This window comes from Jiangella asiatica, assembly GCF_004349065.1.
Classification (GTDB): Bacteria; Actinomycetota; Actinomycetes; order Jiangellales; family Jiangellaceae; genus Jiangella; species Jiangella asiatica.
Genome location: NZ_SMKZ01000003.1, coordinates 223309 through 245148, shown reverse-complemented (window position 1 = coordinate 245148; position 21840 = coordinate 223309). Strand labels below are relative to the sequence as shown.

At 69.5% G+C, this 21840-nt stretch carries 18 protein-coding genes; 10 read left to right on the top strand and 8 right to left on the bottom strand.

Translation table 11 applies throughout. From position 1 onward, the window contains the following. The first annotated feature begins 8 nt into the window (after nucleotides 1-8). The 9 genes from E1269_RS04230 to E1269_RS04190 all read left to right on the top strand — a co-directional run bounded on the left by E1269_RS04230 (nucleotide 9) and on the right by E1269_RS04190 (nucleotide 9084). Entirely contained in the window at nucleotides 9-1487 is a 1479-nt protein-coding gene (locus E1269_RS04230) for a UbiD family decarboxylase (protein ID WP_131891657.1), read from the top strand. After that, nucleotides 1484-2272: a maleate cis-trans isomerase family protein gene (locus E1269_RS04225; RefSeq protein ID WP_131891654.1), complete on the top strand. Its 789-nt coding sequence runs from the start codon at nucleotides 1484-1486 to the stop codon at nucleotides 2270-2272. Before E1269_RS04230 ends, E1269_RS04225 begins: the two co-directional genes overlap by 4 nt. Beyond that, on the top strand, nucleotides 2269-3021 hold the full coding sequence (locus E1269_RS04220) for an SDR family NAD(P)-dependent oxidoreductase (RefSeq protein ID WP_131891651.1): 753 nt from the start codon (nucleotides 2269-2271) through the stop codon (nucleotides 3019-3021). Before E1269_RS04225 ends, E1269_RS04220 begins: the two co-directional genes overlap by 4 nt. Before the next feature lie 27 nt (nucleotides 3022-3048). Further along, nucleotides 3049-4038 (top strand): ornithine cyclodeaminase family protein, encoded by a 990-nt coding sequence (locus E1269_RS04215; RefSeq protein WP_131891648.1) that lies wholly within the window; start codon nucleotides 3049-3051, stop codon nucleotides 4036-4038. Between the two features lie 110 nt (nucleotides 4039-4148). Further along, on the top strand, nucleotides 4149-5135 hold the full coding sequence (locus E1269_RS04210) for an ABC transporter substrate-binding protein (RefSeq protein ID WP_162606232.1): 987 nt from the start codon (nucleotides 4149-4151) through the stop codon (nucleotides 5133-5135). Then, nucleotides 5132-5920: an ABC transporter permease gene (locus E1269_RS04205; RefSeq protein WP_131891642.1), complete on the top strand. Its 789-nt coding sequence runs from the start codon at nucleotides 5132-5134 to the stop codon at nucleotides 5918-5920. The genes E1269_RS04210 and E1269_RS04205 overlap by 4 nt, the downstream gene beginning before the upstream one ends. A 28-nt stretch (nucleotides 5921-5948) precedes the next feature. After that, nucleotides 5949-6758 (top strand): ABC transporter ATP-binding protein, encoded by an 810-nt coding sequence (locus E1269_RS04200; RefSeq protein ID WP_162606231.1) that lies wholly within the window; start codon nucleotides 5949-5951, stop codon nucleotides 6756-6758. Beyond that, nucleotides 6758-7540 carry an ABC transporter permease gene (locus E1269_RS04195; protein ID WP_131891636.1) on the top strand — a complete coding sequence of 261 codons (783 nt, stop codon included), beginning with the start codon at nucleotides 6758-6760 and terminating at the stop codon, nucleotides 7538-7540. Before E1269_RS04200 ends, E1269_RS04195 begins: the two co-directional genes overlap by 1 nt. Further along, nucleotides 7537-9084, top strand: coding sequence for an amidohydrolase family protein (locus E1269_RS04190; RefSeq protein WP_131891633.1), 1548 nt, complete (start codon nucleotides 7537-7539; stop codon nucleotides 9082-9084). Before E1269_RS04195 ends, E1269_RS04190 begins: the two co-directional genes overlap by 4 nt. Nucleotides 9085-9167: 83 nt before the next feature. Here the strand turns inward: E1269_RS04190 and E1269_RS04185 are convergent, their stop codons facing one another. The 8 genes from E1269_RS04185 to E1269_RS04150 all read right to left on the bottom strand — a co-directional run bounded on the left by E1269_RS04185 (nucleotide 9168) and on the right by E1269_RS04150 (nucleotide 20562). Then, complete coding sequence (locus tag E1269_RS04185) at nucleotides 9168-13238, bottom strand: ThuA domain-containing protein (RefSeq protein ID WP_131891630.1); 4071 nt, start codon at nucleotides 13236-13238, stop codon at nucleotides 9168-9170. A gap of 50 nt (nucleotides 13239-13288) precedes the next feature. After that, nucleotides 13289-14164: a sugar phosphate isomerase/epimerase family protein gene (locus tag E1269_RS04180; protein ID WP_131891627.1), complete on the bottom strand. Its 876-nt coding sequence runs from the start codon at nucleotides 14162-14164 to the stop codon at nucleotides 13289-13291. Continuing rightward, a complete protein-coding gene (locus tag E1269_RS04175; RefSeq protein WP_131891624.1) occupies nucleotides 14161-14901 on the bottom strand; it encodes an ABC transporter ATP-binding protein in 741 nt (246 codons plus the stop codon). Before E1269_RS04175 ends, E1269_RS04180 begins: the two co-directional genes overlap by 4 nt. Continuing rightward, a complete protein-coding gene (locus tag E1269_RS04170) occupies nucleotides 14898-15686 on the bottom strand; it encodes an ABC transporter ATP-binding protein (RefSeq protein WP_131891621.1) in 789 nt (262 codons plus the stop codon). Before E1269_RS04170 ends, E1269_RS04175 begins: the two co-directional genes overlap by 4 nt. A gap of 9 nt (nucleotides 15687-15695) precedes the next feature. Further along, nucleotides 15696-17180 carry an ABC transporter substrate-binding protein gene (locus E1269_RS04165; protein ID WP_131891618.1) on the bottom strand — a complete coding sequence of 495 codons (1485 nt, stop codon included), beginning with the start codon at nucleotides 17178-17180 and terminating at the stop codon, nucleotides 15696-15698. After that, nucleotides 17177-18247, bottom strand: coding sequence for a branched-chain amino acid ABC transporter permease (locus E1269_RS04160; protein ID WP_131891615.1), 1071 nt, complete (start codon nucleotides 18245-18247; stop codon nucleotides 17177-17179). The genes E1269_RS04165 and E1269_RS04160 overlap by 4 nt, the downstream gene beginning before the upstream one ends. After that, the gene (locus tag E1269_RS04155; protein WP_131891613.1) at nucleotides 18244-19326 is read right to left on the bottom strand and encodes a branched-chain amino acid ABC transporter permease; all 1083 of its coding nucleotides are present in this window, start codon (nucleotides 19324-19326) and stop codon (nucleotides 18244-18246) included. The genes E1269_RS04160 and E1269_RS04155 overlap by 4 nt, the downstream gene beginning before the upstream one ends. A gap of 123 nt (nucleotides 19327-19449) precedes the next feature. Beyond that, on the bottom strand, nucleotides 19450-20562 hold the full coding sequence (locus E1269_RS04150) for a Gfo/Idh/MocA family protein (RefSeq protein ID WP_131891610.1): 1113 nt from the start codon (nucleotides 20560-20562) through the stop codon (nucleotides 19450-19452). Nucleotides 20563-20648: 86 nt separating this feature from the next. On the opposite strand from E1269_RS04150, the gene E1269_RS04145 reads away from it, so the two are divergent. Then, a complete protein-coding gene (locus E1269_RS04145; protein WP_203432877.1) occupies nucleotides 20649-21827 on the top strand; it encodes a XylR family transcriptional regulator in 1179 nt (392 codons plus the stop codon). The last annotated feature ends 13 nt before the right edge of the window (nucleotides 21828-21840 follow it).

The window sequence follows — 21840 nt, the reverse complement described above, 5'->3', positions numbered from 1 at the left end:
GCTATTGCATGTGCTTCGTACTACGGAAGGCACTTCCATACTGCGAATGGAGCCAGATGAAGAGGGCGTGGCGAGATCTGCGTGAGTTCCTCTCTGCTCTCGAACACCGGGGAGACCTGGTGACCGTCGACGAGGTCGTCGACTGGGAGTACCAAGCGGTGGCGCTCACCAAGCAGTCCTCCGATCTGGACGGCCCTGCCCTCCGCTTCGCCCGGATGCGCGACAGCGACTTCGCGTGTGTCAGCGGCCTGTTCGGGTCGTCACGCCGCGTCGCGCTGGCCCTCGGTCACGAATACGACTACCTGTTGCGCAACTTCGGCGAGCTCGAACAGCAGATGCTCGAGCCGGAGGTCAGCTCCGCGGCCGCGCCGTGCCAGGAGGTGGTGGTCACCGGCGACGACGTCGACGTGTCGCGGCTGCCGCTCCTGCGCCACTTCGAACTCGACGGCGGCCGCTACCTCACCGCCGGACTCCAGGTCGCGCACGATCCGCAGACCGGGGTCGCGAACGTCTCGATCCACCGGCAGCTGCCGGTGGACCGCAACCACCTGACGGTCTTCGCTCCACTCGGCCGGCACCTTCGCACCATCATCGAGCGGTGGCACGAGAAGGGCCAGGAGGCCCCCATCGCGGTCGTCATCGGCGCGGACCCGGTCACCCAGATCGCCTCGCAGGCCCGGGCGCCGTACGGCGTCGACGAGTTCTCCATCGCCGGCGGGATGCGCGGCGAACCGCTCGAGCTCACGACGTGCAGGACGGTCGACGTCCGGGTGCCGGCACACGCCGAGATCATCCTGGAAGGGCTGGTGGAGATCGGGCGCCTGGAGTCCGACGGCCCCTTCGGCGAGTACCCGGGCACGTACAGCGAGGCCAAGCCGACCCCGGTGATGCGGGTCACCGCGATCACCCATCGCCGCGGGGCGCTGTACCAGAACACGCTGACCGGCACGCCCATGACGGAGAACCACTGGATGATGCAGCCCAGCGCGACGGCGTTCGCCTACCGGGAGGCACGGCGCGTCACGCCGGAGATCAGGAGCGTCCACGTCACCCCTGGCGGCACGACCCGGCACCACGTCGTGGTGTCGCTGAAGAAGCGGCACCCGGCCGACGCGCGCAACGTGATGCTGGCGCTGCTGGCCAGCGGGCTGGGCGCGAAGCTGGTCACGGTGGTCGACGACGACATCGATCCGTACGACCTCCAGCAGGTCGAGTGGGCGGTCAACACCCGGGTCCAGCCGGACAAGGACGTCGTCATCGTCCCCAACCTCTACAGCCCGACCCTCGACCCGTCCGCACCGGCGGCCCGCACCAGCGCCAAGATGGGCATCGACGCGACCGCCCCGATGGGCGACGAGCGGCGCATGTACGAGGCGCCGAAGGTCCTCGGCATGGAGAACTGGCTCCTGAGTGACGTGCTGGCCAGGCATGACTGGTCGATGCCCGACCTCGACGGCTACCTGCTGCCCGACGGCGGGCGCGCATGAAGCTCGTGTCGACGCGGCACGGGGCCTACGGCTGGCGGGCCCGGATCGGGCTGATCCTGCCCGCCGACAACGTCGTCATGGAACCCGAGCTCAACGCCCTCGTGCTCCCCGGCGTCAGCTTCCACGCGCTCCGGCTCACCGAGACCGAGCCGGAACGGATGCGCCGGCAGGCCGTCGAGCTGGCGAGCGCCATCCGAGAGCTCGGCCTCGACGCGGCGGTCTACGCCTGCGCCGAGACCAGCTTCAACGGCGGCGACGGCGCACGGGAGACGCTGGCGGGCACCATCGAGGTCGAGTGCGGCGTCCCGGTGGTGACCGCAACGAACGCGCTCGTGGTCGCGCTGGCGCACGTCGGCGCCCGCCGGCTCGCCCTCGCGACCCCGTACTCGGCGCGGTCCGGGGAGATCCTCGAGGCGACGCTGAACGCGCAGGGCTACGAGATCGCCGCGTCGCTGCACCGGGACTTCAGCCTGGAGTCGGCAGATCCACGGGTCTGGTACCTCACCAACCGCCAGCCGGCGACGATGGCGTACGAGATCGCCAGGTCCGTCGACACCGCCAAGGCGGACACCGTCGTGATCGTCTCGACCAACCTGGCGACGCTCCAGGTCGTCGACTACCTCGAGGCCGACCTGGGCAAGCAAGTCATCACCACCAACCAGAGCATCGTCTGGTGGTGCCTGCGCACGCTGCGCATCCGGCAGCCGGACCTCGGCATCGGGAGCCTGCTCCACGCGGCCGAGCGCGCCTCGGACCGCCCGACGACCACCCCGAGCCCGCGATGACCAGCCTGACCGGCCGGCGCGCGCTGGTGACCGGGGCGAACGGAGGCCTCGGCTCCGCGATCGCGACCGGCCTGGCCAGGGCGGGAGCCGCGGTGGCGGTCCACTCACGCATGCCGGGCGGCGGCGACGCGATCCGCGACGCGATCCGCGACGCGGGCGGCGTCGCGCGGACCGTCAGCGGCGACGTCACGCGCGCCGACGACGTCGCCCGCCTGGTCGACGACGCGATCGGCGGCCTCGGCGGGCTGGACATCCTGGTGAACAACGCCGGCGTCATGGCGACGACGCCGTTTCTCGAGCTCGACGAGACGGAGTGGCGGCGGGTCATCGACACCAACCTGACCGGCTACTTCCTGGTCGGCCAGGCCGCGGCTCGGCACATGGCCGCCGCCGGCTACGGCGCGATCGTGAACGTCTCGTCGACGCGGCAGGTCCAGGCCTGGCCGGGCAGCGCCCCGTACGCGTCGTCGAAGGGCGGCACCGCGATGCTGACCCGGTCCATGGCGCTGGAGCTGGCGCCGCTGGGCGTGCGCGTGAACAGCATCGCGCCCGGCACGTTCGTCACGGACCTGAACCGGCACTACCTGGAGGACGCCGACTTTCGGCGGCAGCGGACGGCGACCATCCCGGCGGGCCGGTACGGGGAGACGTCGGAGGTGGCGGAGGCGGTGGTCTACCTCGCCTCGGACGAGGCGTCCTTCGTGGTGGGCGCGTCACTGGCGATCGACGGTGGCCAGACCATCTGGTGAGGCCGCGACAGGCAGGAGGACAGAGATTTGCTCGTCGTCAACCGGAGCGAGCTGCGGCAGGTGTTCACGATGGCCGACGCCTTCGCCGCCGTCGAGGACGCGGCCCGCGCGTGGGTGGCCGGGTCGGTGACGGTGCCGTCGCGCACCGCACTCACCGCACGGAGCACCGGGATCGAGATGCTGGTGATGCCGGGCGTGGTCGCCGACAGCTACGCCGGGACGAAGGTCTGGTACGCCGCCGGGGACGACCCCGGGCGGCTCGAGGCCAGCGCGGCCGCCATCCTGCTGCTCGACCCGGAGCTGGGCGAGGTGCTCCTCAACGGTGAGCTGATCACGGACCTGCGCACCGGAGCCATGACCGGGCTGGCCGCCAGGCAGCTGGCTCGCGAGGGTGCCACCGTGCTGACGATCGTCGGTGCCGGCATCCAGGCGCGCACGCAGGCCCTCGCCGTCGTGCACGCGCTGCCCGGGGTCGGGGAGATCAGGGTGACGTCGCGCCGGGACGGCCCGCGGGAGGCGTTCGTCGACGACCTGCGGCGGGAGCTGAGCGGATCGGGCCGGGAGGTCGTCGTCCGGTCGACGCGGTCGGCCGAGGAGGCCTGCGAGGGCGCGGACGTCATGGTCGCGGCGACGACCGCGCGGTCTCCCGTGATCGACGACCGGTGGGTTGCCGACGACACCCTCGTCTGCGGCGTCGGGAGTCATGATCCAGGCGCCGCCGAGATCGCTCCGGACACGGTGGCGCGTGCCGGCGTCGTCGTCGTGGACACGAAGCCGGGCGCCATCGACGGCGCGGGGGACGTCGCGCACGTCATCGATGCGGGCCGGATCTCCCGCGACGACGTCGTCGAGCTCGGCGACGTCGTGGACGGCCTGCCGGCGGCGCTTCGCGGGCGCGGCGGGCCCAGGGTGCTCAAGACCGTCGGGTTCGCCGCCGCGGACCTGATGGCCGCCCAGCTCGCCGCGCGGCGCGCCGTCGCGGCCGGCCTCGGTACGCAGGTGTTTCTGCGTGGTTAACAAGTGCGCCCGGCCAGAACGAGTGATTGACACCACAGGGGACCCTGGGTACGTTCGCCGTACCGCAGGGCGAAACCTACTTTCAGAGTACGGAAACGAGGATGGGGAAGATGATCAGAACCACTCGCCGCCGTGCGGCAGCACTGCTTTCACTGTCCACTGCCTCCCTGGTGCTCGCGGGTTGTGGCTCTGACGACGAGACGAGCGGCGAGGGGTCGGGCTCCACCACCGTCCGCGTCGCCACGTCCGTCTCCAACTCCTTCCCGTTCATCGCCGTCCAGGCCGGCGAGACGCTGGGCACCTGGGACGAGTCGGGCCTGGACGTCGAGGTGGTCGAGGGCACCACGCCCACCATCGGGCAGATCATGGCCGGCGGCGACGCCGACATCGCCCTGGCCGGCGCCGGCAGCGAGGCCGTCAGCATCCGCTCCGGCGTCCCGATGACGATCGTCGCCAGCAACCTGTCCTACTGGGACCAGCGGATCATCGCCAGCCCGGGCACGACCAGCGTCGAGGATCTGAAGGGCGGCAACTTCGGCATCACCGGCGCCGGTTCCCCCGGCGAGTACACCATGGTTCGGATGGCCGAGGAGCTCGGCTGGTCCGAGTCCGACTACACCTTCACCAGCCTCGGGAACCTCTCGTCGCTGACGGCGGCGCTCCAGGCCGGGTCCATCGACGCGTTCGCGTGGAGCAGCCAGGCGGCGTTCCAGATGGAGGAGTCCGGCGACGGCGTCATCCTGGCCCCCGGGTCGGACTTCGTGGGCGAGAACGTCCTGCAGGCCTTCGCCGTGGTCGACTCGTTCGCGCAGGAGAACCCCGACACGGTGCGGACCTTCTTCGAGGCCTACTTCGAGACGGTCGAGCGGATGCAGGCCGAGCCGCAGCTGTTCATCGACGTCCTGGTGAACGAATGGGACGTCCCGCAGCCGGTCGCCGAGCGCCTGGCCGCGGAGAGCCTGCCGGAGCTGTCCACCGACGGGACCATCACCGACGAGGAGCTCGCCGGCATCCAGGACACGGTCGGCTTCACCCTCGACATGTCCGCCGACGAGGTGGATGACGTCAAGTTCACCGAGTGGACGGAGCTGTCGTGAGCTCGACGACGGCGGCCCGGACCGAGCCGCGGAGCGTGGCACGCGCGGCGCTCTGGCTCAGGGCGGCCTTCGTCCTCGCCGTGCTCGTCCTCTGGGAGGTCCTGGCCGAGGTCGGCGTCGTCGACGAGGAGTTCGCCTCCCGGCCGTCTGCCGTCTTCCAGGCGCTCGGGCACCTGGCGGTCGACAGCCAGGCGCTCGGCGCCGCGGGCGAGACCATGGCGGCGTTCCTCACCGCCTTCGCCATCGGCACCGGCGCGGGCATCGTGACCGGGGTGGTGTTCGGCCTCAACCGCCTGCTCCGCGACGCCTACTTCCCGATCGTCATGGTGCTGATGGTCGTGCCCAAGTCGGTCTTCCTCCCGCTGCTGGTGCTCTTCTTCGGCCTGGGCGCCACCGCGGGCATCGCGTTCGGCGTGCTGCTGGCGTTCGTCCACGTGACGGTGAACGTCGTCGCCGGGCTGGACCTGGTCGAGCAGAAGTTCTACGACGTGGGCCGCGCGTACGGCGCCCGGCCGACGCGGCTGTTCCTCGACGTGATCCTGCCCGGTGCCGCGCCCGGAATCTTCGCGGGCATCTGGCACGGCATCCGCAACGGCTTCGTCGGCGTCGTCATCGCACAGCTCTTCGTGTCGACCAACGGCATCGGCTACCTCGTCCGCCTGTACAGCAACAACTTCCAGATCGACAACGCCATGGCGCTGACGCTGGCCATGGCGGCCCTGGTCATCCTGACCGGCTCCCTGTGGTCTCGCCTGGAGTCACACCTGACCCGTTGGCGTGACTGACCGGCCGCCAGCATCGAAAGGAACGACCGTGTCCCTGCTGACCGTCGATAACCTCACCGTGAAATACGGTGTGGACACCAAGGACGAGCTCCTCGCCTGCCACGAGATCGACCTGACCATCGAGGGCGGCGAGTTCGTCACGATCATCGGGCCGTCCGGGTGCGGCAAGTCCACGCTGTTGCACACGATGGGCGGACTGATCTCGCCCACCGATGGCGCGGTGCGGTTCGACGGCGTGCCCGTGACCAAACCCAACCCGCGCAACGCCGCATTCGTCTTCCAGGACTACAGCCTGTTCCCCTGGAAGTCCGTCGAGGAGAACGCCGGCATGGGGCTGCGCTTCGCCGGTGCCTCCAAGGCCGAGGCCATGAGCCAGGCGAAGACACAACTGGAGTTCGTGGGCCTGAAGGACTTCGGCGAGCGGTACCCCCGTGCGCTCTCCGGAGGGATGCAGCAGCGCGTGGCCATCGCCCGCGCTCTCGCCCTCGAGCCCAAGCTCCTGCTCATGGACGAGCCGTTCGGCGCCCTCGACGAGCAGACCCGCCGCAACCTCGGCACCGACCTGTCCCGGATCCTCGGCGAGGCCGGCCAGGCGGTGGTCATGATCACCCACAGCCTCGACGAGGCGATCTTCTGGGCCGACCGGATCGTCGTGATGAGTGCCCGGCCCGGCCGCATCGCCGAGGAGATCACGGTCGAGACGCCCCGCCCGCGTCAGCTCGAGTTCATGACCACCAAGCGGTTCCAGGACCTCCGCGTGCACCTGTTCGAGCAGCTCGAGGTCCACCAGCGCGACGCGGCCGAGCGCGACGCGTCGTCGTCGGCGGCGGTGGTCTAGTGCCGATCACCCTCACCAGGCCGGGCCGGAGAGTCGTCCGGCGGCAGGCCACGATCTGGGCCCTGCGCCTCGCGCTGCTGCTCGCGGTCCTCGGCGCGTGGCGGTACGCCAACACCGCGGGCGAGGTGTCGCCGCTCATCCTGCCCCAGCTCTCCGCCGTCACCGACTCGTTCACCCAGCTCGTCGGCAGCTCGCACACCTGGCAACAGGCCGGCATCACGGTCCTCGAGATGCTCGCCGCGTTCACCATCGCCGCCGTCGGCGGACTGCTGTGCGGCTTCCTGCTGTCGCGGGGCCCGGTCATCGCACGGACCGCGGAACCGCTGCTGGCGTGGGGCTACATGTTCCCCCTCGCCCTGTTGTACCCGCTCTTCCTGCTCTGGGTCGGTGTCGGCATGGGCTCCAAGATCGCCTACGCCGCCGTCGGGGCGTTCTTCCCGATCACCTACAACACGATCCGCGGCCTCAGGAGCGTCGACGCGAAGTACCTGCAGGTCGGCCGCGCCTTCGGTGCGTCCTCGCTCCAGGTCGACTTCAACATCAAGTTCGGTGCCGCCCGGCCGATGATCCTGGCCGGGCTGCGCATCGGCTCGTCGATCGTCACCATCTTCGTCGTCCTGGCCGAGCTGCTCGGCTCCCAGAAGGGGCTCGGTCACGAGATCGAGCAAGCATCCAGCCGGCTCATGATCGCCGACTCCTACGCCACCGTCCTGCTGCTCATCCTGATCACGATCGTCCTGCAGCGCGTCATGGAGCGCCTGCTCAGAGCCAAGCACGAATGAGCGAGAGGCACACCATGGTGACTGACCCGTCCGCATCGACGTCCGAGCTCCTCGTCACGGGCGGGCGGGTGCTGCGCGGCACCGACGTCCACAGCCAGCCCGAGCGGCTCGACGTCCTGGTCCGCGACGGTGTCATCGTCGAGCTCGCGCCGGACATCGAGCCGCCCGCCGGTGGCTGCGAGGTCCTCGACGCCAGCGGCAAGCTGGTCGTCGCCGGGATGATCAACTCGCACTACCACTCCCACGACACGCTGGCCAAGGGCACCTTGGAGGAGGAGCCGCTGGAGTACTGGCGCCTCCTCGCGTTGCCGCCCCAGTTCCCACCGCGAAGCCGCGAGGAGGTCAAGGCGCGGACGCTCATCGGCGCCTACGAGAACCTGCGCTCGGGCATGACCACGGTGCAGGACATGGTCACGCTGTTCCCCTTCGAGCCGGACCACCTCGACGCCGTCGTCGAGGCGTACGAGGAGATCGGGCTGCGCGCGGTCGTCGGGCTGCAGTACGCCGACCGGAAGGGCATCTCCACCATTCCGTACTGGGAGGAGGTGTTCCCGCCCGAGCTGCACGGCGGGCTCTCCACGGCCGCCGAACCCGACGCCCGGATCGACCAGCTCGCGCACCTGGAGGAGGCGTTCCTGTCCCGAGCTCCGCACCGGCTGGTGACCTGGGCGCTCGGCCCGTCGGCGCCGGAGCGGTGCACGACCGCCCTGATCGAGCGGACGGTGTCGCTGGCGGAGAAGTACGACCTGCAGATCTTCAGCCACATCTACGAGTCGCGGGCGATGGCTCTGCAGGCCCGCCTCGAGTACCCGCGCTACGACGGGTCCCTCATCCGCCGTCTCGTCGACGAGGGCATGGCCGGTCCGCGGGTCAACCTCGCGCACAGCGTCTGGCTGCTGCAGGAGGAGATCGAGCTCCTGGCCGAGACCAGCACGAACGTCGTGCTGAACCCCCTCAGCAACCTCAAGCTCAAGAGCGGCATCCCGCCCATCCACGCCATCGAGGAGGCCGGCATCAGCTTCGGGCTCGGCTGCGACAACTCCTCCTGCAGTGACGCCCAGAACATGTTCCAGGCGATGAAGCTGTTCGCCTCGATGGCCTCGATCAGCCGCGTCGACCCCGGCCCGAACCAGGCGGACCAGGCGTGGCGAGCCGCGACCGTCGGCGGCGCGCATGCCCTCGGCCGCGACGACGACCTCGGCCGGATCGCGGTCGGCTGCCGCGGCGACCTGGTCGCGCTGGATCTGTCGGACCCGACCTTCGTGCCGTTGAACAGCCCGGTGCGGCAGCTCGTGTTCACCGAGTCCGGACGCGCGGTCACCGACGTCGTCGTCGACGGCAGGGTCGTGATCAAGGACCGAGTGCTGACGACGATGGACCAGCGCACGCTGGTGGAGCATGTGGCCGACGTCGCCGAGAAGTACCGCGCCGACTTCGCGGCCGTCAAGGCGCGCACGGACCGGCTGCGCCCCTACCTGCTGGAGGCGCACCACCGCACCTGGAACACCGACGTGGGGCTCAACCGCATGTTCACCGGAGCGTGACCCGGGGCTGCTCCAACCAATGCCGGCGGAGTGGCCCGGGGCAGGACGCCCCGGGCCACCGGCGTCAGTACGTGCGACCCGGCTCAGCCGCGGCCGATGTCGCTGCGGCTGGCCGCCAGGTTGACGTCACGCCCTTCCCGTGAGGTCAGGACGCTGTCGGCCACGAGCTGAGCCGTCACCTGCTGCACGTGCCTGATGAACGCGCCGTGACCGTCCCACGGCTGGTCGTCGAGGATGAGGTCGTTGACCGTGCACCCGTCGCCGGCGTCGCGGTTCGGCACGCCGCTGTCGACGTCGCCGACGACGACGGTCGCCCGCTGGTCCGGGTCGGTACAGACGCCCGGGTCCACGTCCGAATCACCGAGCTCCATCCAGTTCACCCGCACCGGACCGTCCGGGAAGACGAGGTGCAGCGGGAACGTCCCCTCGGTCTGGCTCAGCTCGAACGTCACGTCCTGCCAGGCCGCGGCGTCCGCGGCGAGGACGATGGTCGCGTCGTTGCCCTGCCCGGAGGAGTCCACGGCCGCGGCACCGCCGTTTTCGTCGAACTGGTACCAGGCGACGGTCCCGCCGCCCACGTCGCCGCCAGGAGTCTGCATCAGCGACTGGATCTCACCCTGTGCCAAGGCCCGGTCGAAGAGGTTGACATCGTCGACGGCGCCGTCGAGCAGGGGGTCCGCGGACCACTGGGAGTCGCCGATCCAGTTCTGCTCGGTCACGCCCAGGTCCGACGGGGTCAACGTCATGGCGGCGTTGGTCCCGATGGGTTCACCGTCGAGGTACAACGTGCCCGTCGTTCCGGCCAGGGTGACCGCGACGTGATGCCAGCCGTCGGCGGGCAGCTGCTGCGACCCGTTGATCACCTGCTCGCCGGCGCCGGTCGTGATCGCATACCTGAGTCGGTTCGTCCCGCCAGCGCTCGGCGTCAGGAACATGTAGGTGCCGGTGCCGGAGCCGAAGTCCAAGACGCGCGCCCACGTCTGGCCTCCGGACCAGTTCACCCACGCCGAGATGGTGAAGTCCTCGACGCCGCTGACGATGCCCGCGGGGAGCTCCACCTTCTCCAGCTGGCTCGTGCCGCCCAGCCGGACGGCGCTGTGGAAGCCGTCCGGACCGGCTGCACGCTCGATCTCGACGCTACCCTCGATCTGAGCCGTGGCGAGCAGCTCGCCGTCGGGCGCATCCCGCCGGACCTCGACCGTGGTGTCATCGGCCGCCGCCACCCGCAGCGTCATCTCGCCGATGCCGGCGAGGTTGTAGGGCTCGTACGACGCCCAGGCGCCGCCTTGCCCCGTGATCGCGTCGCCACCACCGGTCTCCTCGTCGGCGGCTACCCCGACGACGACGTCCGACGACTCGGCGAAGTGCTCGGTCTCCTTGCGCTTCTGCTGCAAGAAGTGCGTCACCCCGCCGGTCAGCGGCGGAGCCCCCGCCTCGCCGCCGTCGTCGGTGTAGCTGGCCGTCACCGTCAGCGCGATGTCCGCGGCCTCGCCGTGTTCCGCGTCTGGTTGAGTGGCGAGCACCCCTTCGCAGCCGTTCTGCACCTGACCCGGGTGCACGTGCGCGTTACCGCCCTCGTCGTGGTAGAGCCCCTGCTGGACGGTCACCCGTTCGCAGTCGATCGCGTCCCCCGACCCGTCCTCGGCATCCAGGACCGAGACCCGGTACGGGATCTCGTCGCCCCAGTCGAAGACTTGGCCATTGGCCGGCAGCTCGATCGTCACCTCGGGGCGGGTGTTCCCGGCGGTGATCGTGAGGTTGGAGCTGCTGGAGCGCCCGGACGGGTCGCTGACCGTCAAACGGACGGTGTACTCGCCGGGCTCGGTGTAGGTGTGCGTGGGGTTCGGCTCCTCGGTCGTGGTTCCGTCGCCGAAGTCCCACGCGAACGTCAGCTCGTCCCCGTCCGGGTCGTGGCTTCCCGCACTGGAGAACGTGACCTCGAGCGGAGTGCGTCCGGAGTCGACGTCCGAGCTCGCCTCCGCCATCGGGGTCCGCGCACCCTTGGTGTAGTTGATCTTGTAGAGACCGGAATCCGGATTGACGTTCTCACCTGCGTAGTTGAAGTCCATGCCCCATTCGATGAGGTACATCGCCCCGTCCGGGCCGAACTCCATGTCGTGCGGGCTGCGGAACAGCGTGCTCGGCATGAACTGCTCGAAGCTCTCGTAGTCGCCGTTCTCGTCCAGTCGCAGCGTGCCGATCCACTTGCGCGACCATTCCATGACGAACACCGCGTCGTCGTAGTACTCCGGGAACTGGCCGTCGCCCAGCAGGTCCGGGTCGTAGTGGTAGACGTCCCCGGCGTACGCCGTGCGGCCGCCGCCCGTGGGCAGCTCCGGGAACTGTGGCGACTCGCCGTACGGGTACCAGATGAACGCGTCCTTCGCCGGCGGGAGGACGTCCAGTCCGGTGTTGAACGGCGAGTCGTTGACCGGGCCGTTCTCGCAGTCGTAGAACTCGCCCGGGGTGCTGGTGGCGAAGTCCCATTGCCGGTACGGCTGGTTGTCGGCGATGCAGAACGGCCAGCCGTAGTTCCCGGCCTCGCGAATCTGGTTCCATTCGTCGTAGCCGCGAGGGCCGCGGTCGGGGTTGTCGCTGCCGGCGTCGGGGCCGACCTCGCCCGCGTAGATCCAGCCGGTCTCGTCGTCCACGGCGATCCGGAACGGGTTGCGGTGACCCATCGTGTAGATCTCGGGCCGGGCGCCTTCGGTGCCCGGAGGGAACAGGTTCCCTTCCGGGATCGAGTACGTGCCGTCGTCCTCCGGCGTGATCCTGATGATCTTGCCGCGCAGGTCGTTGGTGTTGCCGGACGTGCGCCGCGCGTCGTAGGAGCGCTTGGCGTCCTCGCTCTGGTACTCGTCGTAGATGCGCCCGTCGATGGGGGCATAGCCCTGCGACGCGAAGTGGGCGCTGTCGTCACCGGTGGAGATGAACAGGTTGCCGTCGGGACCGAACGTCATAGAGCCCGCGGAGTGACAGCACACCTCACGCTGGTGCGGGATCTCCAGCAGGAGCTCCTCGGACGCCAGGTCCAGCGCGTCACCGTCGACGGTGAACCTGGAGACGTGCTGCACCTGCGGCGACGGCGCACTGTAGAACAGGTACAGCCACTGGTTCGTCTCGAAGTCGGGGTCGAGGGCGATACCCAGCAAGCCGTTCTCGTTGCCGCGGTGAACCGGGATCTGCGCGGCGACCGTCACGGCGCCGGTGTCGGGATCGTAGATCTTCACCGCGCCGCCCAGCTCGACGTAGAACACCCGCCCGTCAGGAGCGACGGCCAGCTCCATCGGGTTGGCGGTGTTGTCGTCCAGGGTCACCTTCTCGAACGACGCCTCGGTGGGGATGCCCTCGCGAGGCTCACCGCACTCACCCTCGGCCACGCCCGCCGCCCACTGGATGCCCCCGAGGAGGTGCTCGCGCAGCAGCGGTTCCGCGTAGTGTTCGGAGCTGTGGCCCAGCGCCGTGTACCAGGTGCGGCCACCGTCGAACTCGGAGCACCAGGCGATCGGGTGGTCCTCCCCCATGGCGTCCGGGCCCGGGTCGTAGGTCGACTCGTCCAGCGTGGCCAGGACGTGCACCTTCTCGCGCGGGTTGGCGGTGAAGTTGTACCACTCGTCCTCGCGGACCCATTCGGCCGGCAGGCCGGCCGTGGACGGATGCTCGGGCTCCTCGACCCGCACGGTGGCGTCTTGGAACTGGTCGGCGCCGGAGGGATGGCTCAGGAAGAACGCACCACCCATGAGATCGGACCACCAGGGCCAGTCCGTCTTGTCCATGTTCGACGTCGAGTGCAGTCCGACGAAACCTCCACCGCGGTGGATGTAGCGCTCGAACGCATGCCGCTGCTCAGCGTCGAGCGTGTTCTCACCGTCGGTGAAGAAGACGATGGCCTCGTACTGCGCCAGTCCTTCGTCGGTGAACACCGACGCGTCCTGCGTCTCGGTCACCGCGAAGTCGTTCGCCGCGCCCAGTTCCTCGACCGCGGCGATGGCAGCCGGGATCGAATCGTGCCGGAAGCCTGTCGTCTTGTGGAAGAACAGCACGTCGTACGCGGAATCAGAGGTTTGTGCGGAGCTGACTGCCAGACCCGGGAGAACCGATAACAGCAGTGCCGTCAGCACCATGAACGGGATGTACCGATAACGTCGTCGCATAGCCCTCTCACCGTCGCTTCGTTGCGGAAGGAAGGAGTCGTTCCCGGCCCTCAGGGAGTACCTCCTCCCCGCACGACACCGGTGAGAAAGGAGAGCCCGTCGACGGCGATCGCGTCCTGGCTCTTCGCCAGCGGCCGCCAGATCGACGCGGCCGTGGCGATCGTCGCGTTCTCCCCGGTGAAGGACTCGATCACGAGCGGGCCCCGGTACCTCGCTTCGTCCAGCGCGGCGACGATGCCCGGCCAGTCGAGGTGGTCCGCGCCCGGCGCGCCCCGGTCGTTCGCACACACCTGCACGTGTGCGATCCGGTCCGCGGCCCGCCGGATGGCCTCCGGGATGCTCCGTTCCTCGATGTTCATGTGGTAAATGTCCAGGGCCACGCCGACGCCGTCGGCCGGCAGGCCGTCCAGCGCCTCGAGAACCTGGTCCACCGTGTTGATCAAGCTCGTCTCGTACCGGTTGAGAGGCTCGACCGCCACCGTGACGCCGGCCGCCGCCGCGTGCTCCACGACCGGTGCGAGGCCATCGCGCAGCTGCTCGTAACAGGCGGGCCGCTCCGAGCCGCCGATCCGCCACGTACGTCCGACCGACGTGTAGGCCGGGCCGGCCACCACCGGCGAGGAGACCGTGGCCGCCACGTCGACCACCCGTCGCAGGTAGTCGCGAGTGGCGGCGATGGTCGCGTGGTCGGCGGCCACCAGCTCGCGGCCGGGCCCCATGGCCAGCACGATGGTCGCAGACAGCCCGAGAGTGTCGAGCAGCTTCCTCGCGTGCTCGGGGTCCCAGTCACCCAGGTCCTCCACCGGGAGCTCGATCACGTCGAAGCCCCACTCCCGGATGCGCGGCGCCAGCTCGGCCAGCCGCTGGTCGGTCAGTGGCGAGGTCCACACCCAGGTGTTGACCCCCAACGTCCTCGTCGGCCTCATCGGTACTCCCCTTCCAGCTCATGTCCGCCCACACCGAGGTACCGGTGTTGCAGGTCCGGCCGTGCCAGCAGCTCGTCGCCGGCGAACTCGGCCTCGAGACGGCCGGACACCATGACCAACTGCCGGTGCGCCATCCGGACCGCGGCGCGCAGGTTCTGCTCGACGACGAGCACCGCCACGCCCTGGTCGACCAGGTGGTGCACGGCATCGACGAGCACGTCGACGATGGTCGGAGCCAGCCCCTCGGACGGCTCGTCCATCACGATCACGTGGGCGTTCAACAGCAACGCCCGTCCGACGGCGAGCATCTGCTGCTCACCGCCGGAGAGATCGGCTCCGCCGTGCTTCTTGCGCTCGGCCAGCCGCGGAAACAGCTCGTAGACGGCGTCGGGGGTCCACCGCTTGCCGCGCGTCCGCCTGGCGAGCATGGCCAGGTGCTCGTCGACGGTCAGCGACGGGAACAGCCGCCGGCCCTGTGGCACGTAGGCGATGCCGGAGTTGGCGACCCTCTCCGGGGCGAGGCCGTCGATGCGCTCGCCGCGCAGCACGACCTCCCCGCCTGAGGCCCGCAGGAGTCCGACGAGGGTGTCGCAGAGTGTCGACTTGCCCATGCCGTTGCGGCCGACGATCGCGACCGCCTCGTGCGCCACCCGGAAGCTCACCCCGTCAAGGACGCGGGAGACTCCGTAGCCGGCGCGTAAATCGCGGACCTCGAGCAGCGCCTGATCGTCGGTCATGCCGTCGCCTCCGTGCCGAGGTAGATCCGGTGGACGTTCGTGTCCTTCTGGACCTGCGCCGGCGAACCGGCCGTCACCGTCTCGCCGTCGGCCATCACGACCACCCGTTGCGCGATCCGGAACGCCACGTCCATGTCGTGCTCGATGAGAAGGAGCGTGACCTCCGGCGCCAAGGACTCGAGCACCTCGATCAGTCGTTCCCGCTCGCCGCGAGACAGGCCGGAGGCCGGTTCGTCGAGCAACATCACGTCCGGCCCGGTGGCGATCGCCATCCCGAGCTCGAGCTGGCGCTTCTGACCGTGTGCCAGCTGTCCCGCCGGGTGGTCGAGCTGGCCGGCGAGCCAGACCGTCTCGGCCACGTTCGCCGCCGTCGATCGCATCCGTGCGTCGACCGACGACCGCCACAGCGCGCGATGCCGCCGCGCGTGGCCGGCGAGTGCCAGGTAGATGTTGTCGCGGACCGTGAGGCCGTCGAAGGTGCGGGCCTTCTGGTAGGTCCGCGCCACACCGAGGCGCGGCCGGTGCCTCGACGGCCGGTACGTGCAGTCCTGCCCTTTGACGGCCACCTTGCCGGCCGTCGGCGCGATGTCTCCCGCGATCACGTTGAACAGGGTCGACTTGCCAGCCCCGTTCGGTCCGATGACCGCCAGCCGCTCGCCCGGCATGATGTCGAGGTCGACACCACGCAAGGCCAGCAAGCCGCCGAACGCCACCGTGACCATGCGGACCTCGATGACCGGGGCCGAACCGGACGGCTCGGACTGCGCGGCACTGGTGTGCGCCATGACGGGCCCCTAGCTCTGCGGGACGCCGTCGACGACGGGGATGGCGTTGCCCACCCACGGCAGGTCACGCTCTTCACACGCCGGGAAATCCCGCCCCGGCGACGGCGTGTCGGGGCTGAACGTGCCGCCGAAGGTCTGGTCCACCCCGGGCACGATGGCCACCGTCTCCTGCACGACCTCGCCGGACTCGTCGAGCGCCAGGCGCGAGAGGCCGACGTCGACGATGCCGCTGCGGTTCTCGTCCAGGCTGATGTCGCCGTACGGGAGGTCCAGCGTGAGACCGCTGACCGCGGCGTGGAACGCGTCCAGGTCGGAGATGTCACCACCGACCGCCTCCAGCGCCTCGGCCAGCGCGACACCGGCCGTGTAATAGCCGTAGAAGAACCCGAAGGCGGCGGCCACCGACGGTGCGGCGGGCTCGTTGCCGCTCAAGGAGCCGGGGATGGTCTCCCAGGTCTCGTCGGCCGCCGCCAGGTACTCCTCGATCTTCGGTGTCCGGACGTCGCCGGGCAGTGTCGCGAAGCCGCCGACGTAGGCGCCGGCGATGTCGGTGCCGAGGGCCTGCGCCAGGTCGGGGTTGAAGAACAGGTTGCCCGCGTGCTGGTCACCGGTGAGGTCGCCCTTGCCGTTGACGAACGCCTCCAGCGCGGCCTGCGTCCCCGTCCCGCCGACCGCCCAGAAGTAGCCGTCGACCTCGTCCGGGTTCGGCAGCTGAGCGATGTACGACGAGTAGTCCGTGGTGCCCAGCGGCGGGAACACACGGTGCGTGACCTCGCCGCCGACGGCGCAGAAGTCGGCGACGAAACCCGCCGCGGACGTGTGGCCGAAGCTGTAGTCGTCGGCGATGATCGCAACCGTCTCCCATCCCTCCTGGTTGTGCAGCAGGTCGCCGAGGCCGGCGCTCCAGATCGCGCCGTCGCCGTAGAAACGGAAGTAGTTCGGCGCCTGGACCTGCAGTGTCTGTTCCTGCGACCCGGAGATCCCCGCGAACACCGTCAGTTCGGGGTTCGCCTTCGCGTACTCGGCGATGGCGATGCCCTCGTCACCGGAGAGCGGGCCGATGATCACGTTGGCGCCGAGTTGCTCGACCAGGCGGCGCACCTCCTGCAGGATGCGGTCCGCGGTGTCGTCGCCGCAGCCGATGCCGACGAGCTCGATCGGGGTCCCGGCGACCTCCGCACCGGTGAAGCCCTCGAGCGCGCTGGTGGAGGAGTTGGGGGTCGCGCCGGCGAACCGCGCCAGGGCGAGTGTCGTACCGGCGACGACATCTTCGTGGAAGCCGCCGAACGGGCCCTCGCACTGGCCCAGGATGCCCAACCGGACCCCGTCGCCGTCGCCGGGCGGCGGGGCGCTCACCTCGCCGGCGGCCGTCTCCTGGTCCGCCGGGAGGCCGGCCGAGTCGTCCTCGTCACCGCCGCCACAACCGGCCGCCAGCAGCGCCAGGCCGGTGACCGCGCAGAGTGCCAGGGCCGTTCGTCGCCTGAGTCTGCTCATGGTCGTGTTCCTCCGAATTCCTTCTCGGTCTTGCGCAGGGGTAGCGGCCCGCCGGTCGAGGTGTCCGCAGCCGCGGCGGCCGGCCGCTCCAGGCGGCCACGCAGTCGATGGATGATCCCCGTGAGTCCCTCCGGGGAGAGCACCATGATCGCCAGCACGATGACGCCGATCACGGTGTTGAAGCGGGCCTCGGTGATGCCGATCCGGTCGATCAGCGGAAGATCGCGCAGGTAGGTGAACACCAGCACGTAGACGAACGCGCCCAGCCACGCGCCCTCGAACGACGAGATGCCACCGATCACGGCGATGATCAGCAGGATCAGGGTGGGCCCGATCGAGATCGACGCCGGATCGATCTGGCCGTTCCACCACACGTTGAGCAGACCGCCCAGCCCGACCACGAACCCGGCCAGCGTGAACGCCAGGGTCCGGTGCAGCGCGACGTTGAACCCGAGCGACGCCATCCGGATCGGGTCGTCACGGACCCCCTGCAGTGCCAGCCCGAACGCGGTCCGCCCGAGCGACCGGAAGCCGAGGTAGGCCAGGACCGAGAGCAGGAGGCCCGCGTAGTACAGCCGGACCGGCGGGCCGAGGAGCTCCGGCCGCTGGATGCTCGTGATGCCGCCGGGGCCGGATATCTCGACGATCTGGGCGAACACGAAGTAGCCGATCACCGCGTAGACCAGCGTGAGCATCAGGAAGTAGATCCCGGTGGTGCGGCTCGCGATGGCGCCGAGGACGAACGCGACCACGGTGGTCACGACGATCGCGAACCCCACGGCCGCCCACGCGTCCCAGCCCAGGTTGAGGCCACGTGCGCCGGCCTCCAGGGCGGCGTTGCCGAACATGAAGCCGGCGACCCCGAACAGGAGGAACTGCGCCAGCGAGGTCATGCCCGCGTACTTCGCGAGGAACACGATCGTCGCCGCCGCCAGCCCCAGGATCAGCGTCTGCGTCATCACGAAGTTGACGAAGAACGCCGTCGCCAGGCTCGGCAGCGCCAGCAGCACGACGACCACGGCGGCGAGGACGAGGTTCCTCCGGGTGAGCTGACCGCGTACCGTCATGCCGGCCTCCCGAACAGTCCGTACGGCCGGACGGCGAGGACCAGCGCCAGCAGGGCGAAGGTCATGATGATCGCGTAGTAGGAGTACTGGCTGGGCAGATACGCGGGTGAGAACGCTACGACCGCGCCGTACAGCAGCGAGCCGGCCGCGGCGCCCTTGAGCGATCCCAGCCCGCCGATGATGACGACGACGAGCGCGTTCAACAGCCAGCTGCCGTCCGTTCCCGGCGCCGCACCGGCGAACGACGCGCCGAGCACGCCACCCACCCCGGCGAGGAACGAGCCGACGAAGAAGGTGATCGCGAACACCAGCCTGATGTTGATGCCGAGAGCACGCACCATCTGGCGGTCGTCGACACCGGCCCTGATGACCATGCCCATGCTCGTCCTGGTCAGCCAGAGCCAGAGGAGCACGCCGACCAGGACGGCCACCCCGAGCATGAACAGGCGCGTGACCGCGTAGCGCTCGCCCATGACGGAGAGGAAGTGCGTGACCGCACCGGGCCAAACCATCCGTTGGGCGAGCCCGCCGAACTCACGCAGCATCTGATCAGCCAGCACGACCGTGATGGCGAGCGTCATGAGCGCTTGGCGCAGTTCCTGGCCCTCGTTCCACTGAAGGAAGACCTGCTGGATCACCAGGCCCAGCGCCGCCGCGACACCGGCACCGACCAGCAGAGGCACCAGCCAGTCCAGCACTGCGACGTCGGCCGGATCTATGTTGCGCGACCTGCCGACCATGGCTTCCTGCACCCGGATGGCGATGTAGGCCGCCAGCAGGAACAGCGAACCGTGCGCCATGTTCACCGTGCGCATCAGCCCGAAGATCAGCGTGAACCCCGATGCCGCGACGAACAGCAAACCGGCGAAGGTGACCGCGTCGAGCGCCGTGACCACGAACTTGCCCGGGTTCTCCGTCGCCGGGCCGGCCGGAGTGCCGTCGGCGAGAAACGTCACCCAGACGGCAAGGGCCACGGCGGCCGCGGCGGCCACCAGCACCGGAAGCCGGCGTGGCTCGACCCGGCGGCTCCTCGCGGTCGTCGTGCTCGGCCGGTGCTGATCGATCCCGACAGGCTCCATCGATCCCTCCCGCTACTCAGGGCACGCCCCCGTACGGCCGCATCGATCGCTCTTCGATGGGTCACCGTCAGGATCGGCCGGCGTGAGGCGCGACCCGCGGCGTCACGACGGACGCCGTCGCCGTCAGCTCGCCATCTCCTCGTAGTCGGGGAGCGCCACGCGGGCTCCCCCTTTCATGGCCGACTCGTGGGCGCAGATCCCGACGGACGTCCAGTTCGCCGCCGTGATTTCGTCGATCGCGGGCGCACGTCCCTCGACGATGCTGCGAACGAACTCGTGCGCCAGATGTGGGTGCGACCCACCGTGGCCGCTGCCCTGGATGAACGAGAGGTGCTCGTTCTCGTCGTCGTAGACGCCCCTCGTCGTGAAGGGCGCGATCTGCGGCGGCAACCGGTCGGCGAAGTCGGGTACGTCGATGGTCTTCGGGGTCTCGCCGACGTGCAGGACGTGACCCGAGCCCTGGGTCTGTTCCCACTCGAAGCTCGCCAGTTCGCCGAAGACGGTGAAGCTCTCGACGTACTCCCGCGCAGTCTCGAACAGCGAGCGGGCGATCTCGGCTCCGACCGGCGAGTCACGCATGGTCACGAGGGCGCTCTCCACCGCGAACGGCGACCCGTACCTGCTGGCGAGCTCCGCGGAGATCCGCCCGGAACCGATGCACACGACGCTGTCCGCCAGCGCACCGGCCAGACTCAGGACTGGGCTCACCGCATGGGTCGCGTAGTGCATGGGGGGAAGACCCTCCCAGTACCCGGGCCACCCGGCCATCTCTTGGTGGTGCGCCCCGCGGAGGAACTGGATGCGGCCGATCGTGCCGTTCTCCACGAGATCCTTGACGTGCAAGAACTCCCGGGAATAGACGACCGTCTCCATCATCATGTAGTTCTTGCCGGATTCCCGCACGGCCGCGACGATCGCCCGGCACTCGTCGAGAGTGGTGGCCATCGGCACGGTGCACGCCACGTGCTTTCCCGCGCGAAGCGCGGCGATCGTGTGCTCCGCGTGATTCGGGATCGGAGTGTTGATGTGTATCGCGTCGATGTACGGGTCCTCCAGCATCGCGGCGAAACCGGTGAACCGGCCGGGGACGCCGAAGCGGTCGGCGACCTCCCGCAACACGCTCTCGGTCCGTTGGCACACGGCCACGAGCTCGGCGTCCGGATGGGCTTGGTAGATCGGGATGAACTCCGATCCGAAGCCGAGCCCGGCGATGGCCATCCGCACTCTCTGCGTCATCGTTGACCTCCTGTGATGTGCCAGGCTATTGACGGCACAACGGGTCAAACCATGCGCAATCCAGCATCAGACCTTAGATTTTTCACGTGGTCATATCCGAGACGCGGCACGTGGCGCTGCTGGTCGAAACCTCCAACGCGTATGCCCGTGGCCTGCTCGTCGGGGTGAAGAAGTACGTGGAGGAACACCCACACTGGTCGATGTACCTGGCCGAGCACAGCCGTCACGAGACCGACTTCTCGTGGCTCGAGGGCTGGCACGGTGACGGCGTGCTGGCGCGGATCGAGAACGAGGAGACGGCCCGGTTCATTCGGCGGCTCGGCCTTCCGACCGTCGATCTCAGCGCGGCACGACTGGCACCGGAGCTGCCCGGCGTCGAGACCGACGACGGCACCATCGCGCTGTGGGCCGTGGAGCACTTCGCCGAGCGCGGCCTGCGGAACTTCGCCTTCTGCGGCGACGAACGGTTCGGCTGGTCGGTGAAGCGAAGCGAGTGGTTCGCCGAGGAGGTTCGCGGGCGCGGGTCGACGCCACACGAGTTCCGGATGAAGCCGTCCGGAATGCGCGCCGCCGACCGCGAGCTCCTCGCGGCGTGGCTCACCGCCCTGCCCAAACCGGTGGGCGTGCTGGCCTGCTATGACATCGCGGGTCAGGAGGTCCTGGAGGCGTGCAAGATCGCCGATCTCGCCGTGCCGGACTCCGTCGCCGTCATCGGCGTCGACAACGACGAGCTCATCGGCAGCCTCACGACACCGCCGCTGTCGAGCATCGAGCCGAACACCACGAGGACGGGATACCTCGCCGCGAAGCTCCTGGACCTGATGATGGAAGGGCACACCCTCGCGCCAGGCCTACGGCTGATCGAACCGACCCGGATCGTGGCCCGGCAGTCCTCGGACATCCTCGCCGTCGACGATCCGCTGGTCGCCGCGGCCCTGCGGTTCATCCGTGACCGCTCGGACCAGAACCTGGCGGTGGGCGCCGTGCTCCGGCATGTCGGGCTCTCCCGGCGCGCGCTCGATCTCCGGTTCGCGCGGATGCTGGGCCGGACGGTCCACGGCGAGATCGTGCGCGTGCGGATGGGGCACGTCGCCGAGCTGCTGTCGTCGACGGACTGGACACTGCAGCAGATCGCGGAGCGGCTGGACTTCAGCCACTCGGAGTACATGAGCGTCGTGTTCAAGAAGTACACCGGCATGTCGCCGGGACAGTACCGCCGGACGGTGAGCGGATCGGTCGCGCGCCAGGCGTTCTCGCGGGAGTGATAGCCCGGCGGTG